This is a genomic window from Betaproteobacteria bacterium, from assembly GCA_016791345.1.
Classification (GTDB): Bacteria; Pseudomonadota; Gammaproteobacteria; order Burkholderiales; family JAEUMW01; genus JAEUMW01.
In genome coordinates, this window is sequence record JAEUMW010000139.1 from 1 (window position 1) to 2120 (window position 2120).

A 2120-nucleotide genomic window follows, 5' to 3' on the forward strand; every position below is an offset into this window, starting at 1 on the left:
GTTCCTCTATGCCTGAATCCATCGGACCATCCAGATGCCGGCCACGGTCGCTGCCAGTGAGCCCAGCAGATGCACGCTGATGTGAGCGAGCGCCCAGCCGTATTGCCCGCGCGCGAGCAGCGTGACCGCTTCCGCAGAGAACGTGGAAAAGGTGGTCAGTGCGCCGAGAAAGCCGGTGATGACGAAAAGTCGAGCTTCGGGGGGAATGGACGCGTGACGGGCAAAGTATTCGATCGCCGCACCGATGATGAAGCCACCGACGATGTTCGCCACCACCGTTCCCAGCGGGAGCGTCGGAAACACCGGATTCAGCGCCACGCCGAGCCACCAGCGCAGCCACGCGCCTAGCACGCCCCCCACCCCAACCGCCAGGAACCCGCTCCAGCCCAATCGGAATCACCCTCCGGGCGCAAGGATAAAGGTTCTCGTGCACGCGGGCAAAAGCGTGATGATCCGGATTTGGCGCAGCGGTCCTCGGCCGGCGTCAGAGGGATGCCCTCGGCGTGCAGCCATACGTGGGCGATTCCCAGGACAGCCGCTTGTACGCAATGCGGTCGGTGGCTCTGTTGCACCTGCGCCCTTGTCTTGCTAGCGTTTCGCTCATGGACGTGAAAGACGTCGTCAAAGCTCTCGGAGCGCTCGCGCACGAATCGCGGCTCACCGTGTTCCGCATGCTGGTCGAGGCGGGACCGGACGGCATGACTCCCGGCGTGATCGGCGAGCGCACCGGCATCCCACCGGCGACGCTGTCCTTTCACCTGAAGGAGCTTGCAAACGCGGGGCTCATCGCATCCAGTCCACAGGGGCGATTCCTGATCTACGCCCCCGATTTCGAGCGCATGAACGAGGTCGTGGCATTCCTGACCGAAAACTGCTGCAGCGGCCACCCCGAGCATTGTCTGCCCGCAATAGCGATCGTCGCGGCGCCGAAGAAGCGCGTTCGTTCCTGAAAGTTCGGGCGCCGCGCTACCGCGTTCCTACGCCGGTTTCAGCCAAGTGGCGATCTTGTCCCTCAGCGGCACACTCCCGCTGTGAACGACCTTCCCGTCAATTGCCACGGCGGGCGTATGCATGACGCCAATCGCGGCGATCTGCCGCATGTCCTGCACCTTCTCAAACTCGACCGGGACGCCAAGATCGCGTGCGACCTCCTCGATGTATTTGGCCGTCGTCACGCACTTGCTGCAGCCGCTGCCGAGCACCTGAACCTTTTTCATGCCGACTCCCCTCAAATCACGGCGTTGAACACGTAGCCAACCAGCAGGATGCCGCTCGCGACAACGCCGGCGAACACGGCAATCAGCCGGACCTTGAGCACCTTGCGCAGGATGATCATCTCCGGCAGCGAGAGTGCGATCACCGACATCATGAACGCGAGCACCGTGCCGAGCGCCGCGCCTTGGAGCAACGCCTCCACTACAGGGATGATGCCGGCCGCGTTCGAGTACATCGGTACGCCGATCGCCACTGCAAGTGGCACTGACCACCAGGCCTGCACACCCATGATCGACGCCATGAATCCTCCGGCACGTAGCCGTGGATGCCGGCGCCGAGATCAGGAACGAGAGCGTCACTCCGAACCACCCCCGCGGTGAGAAAACCGATGAAGAGGGGCACGGCAGAGCAGGAGCAGAAGGGCGTCACGATGCCTAGCAGCGCCGCGAGCACGTTGCCAACATCGCTGCGCCGGCCGGAGAGAAGCGCGCGCGTGCGCTCCGGCGAGACGAAGGTCCGCACCACGCCCATGCCGAATACCACGAGGGTAAGCAGCAGCAGAACCTTCGGCACTTCATAGACGAACAAATACACCGCGTCGCCGAAACGCAGTGCGAAGCGGTAGCGCCGGCGACGCAAAGAGCGAAGCGCCCCGCAGGGCGCTTCGCATCACGCAGCCCGGAACAGCTCACACCCGGTCGTAGCGGCGGCTCTTGAAGCTGATCGTGCGCACGAAATCCTCCTGGCTGCCGACGCGCCGGACATTCGCCCACGTCCCCTTGTAGTAGGGGTGATGTTGCGGTCCACCCTGTTCGTGGTCACGTCGCCCTGCACGCCGACGACGATGCACAGCGCCACCAAAAGGCTCAGGTAGCGCTCGAACAGGCTCGTCATCTTGCGGGGTG

3 protein-coding genes and 1 pseudogene are annotated in these 2120 nt (G+C 64.0%); 1 reads left to right on the forward strand and 3 read right to left on the reverse strand.

Annotated features, from left to right (window positions below; all coding sequences use genetic code 11):
* Positions 1–6 precede the first annotated feature (6 nt).
* On the reverse strand, positions 7–390 hold the full coding sequence (gene crcB, locus JNK68_05815) for a fluoride efflux transporter CrcB (GenBank protein MBL8539873.1): 384 nt from the start codon (positions 388–390) through the stop codon (positions 7–9).
* A 212-nt stretch (positions 391–602) separates the two neighbouring features.
* Here crcB and JNK68_05820 point away from each other — a divergent pair, with 212 nt between their 5' ends.
* Entirely contained in the window at positions 603–950 is a 348-nt protein-coding gene (locus tag JNK68_05820) for a helix-turn-helix transcriptional regulator (GenBank protein ID MBL8539874.1), read from the forward strand.
* Between the two features lie 27 nt (positions 951–977).
* Here JNK68_05820 and JNK68_05825 read toward each other — a convergent pair whose 3' ends face one another.
* Both JNK68_05825 and JNK68_05830 read right to left on the reverse strand, forming a co-directional pair.
* Positions 978–1217 (reverse strand): TM0996/MTH895 family glutaredoxin-like protein, encoded by a 240-nt coding sequence (locus tag JNK68_05825; protein MBL8539875.1) that lies wholly within the window; start codon positions 1215–1217, stop codon positions 978–980.
* A gap of 11 nt (positions 1218–1228) precedes the next feature.
* A pseudogene (locus tag JNK68_05830) lies at positions 1229–1854 on the reverse strand (permease).
* Positions 1855–2120: the final 266 nt, after the last annotated feature.

Excerpts from the sequence above, each read along its gene's own strand:
- JNK68_05820 (MBL8539874.1), top strand. The coding sequence starts at position 603 with ATGGACGTGAAAGACGTCGTCAAAGCTCTCGGAGCGCTCGCGCACGAA.
- JNK68_05825 (MBL8539875.1), bottom strand. The coding sequence starts at position 1,217 with ATGAAAAAGGTTCAGGTGCTCGGCAGCGGCTGCAGCAAGTGCGTGACG.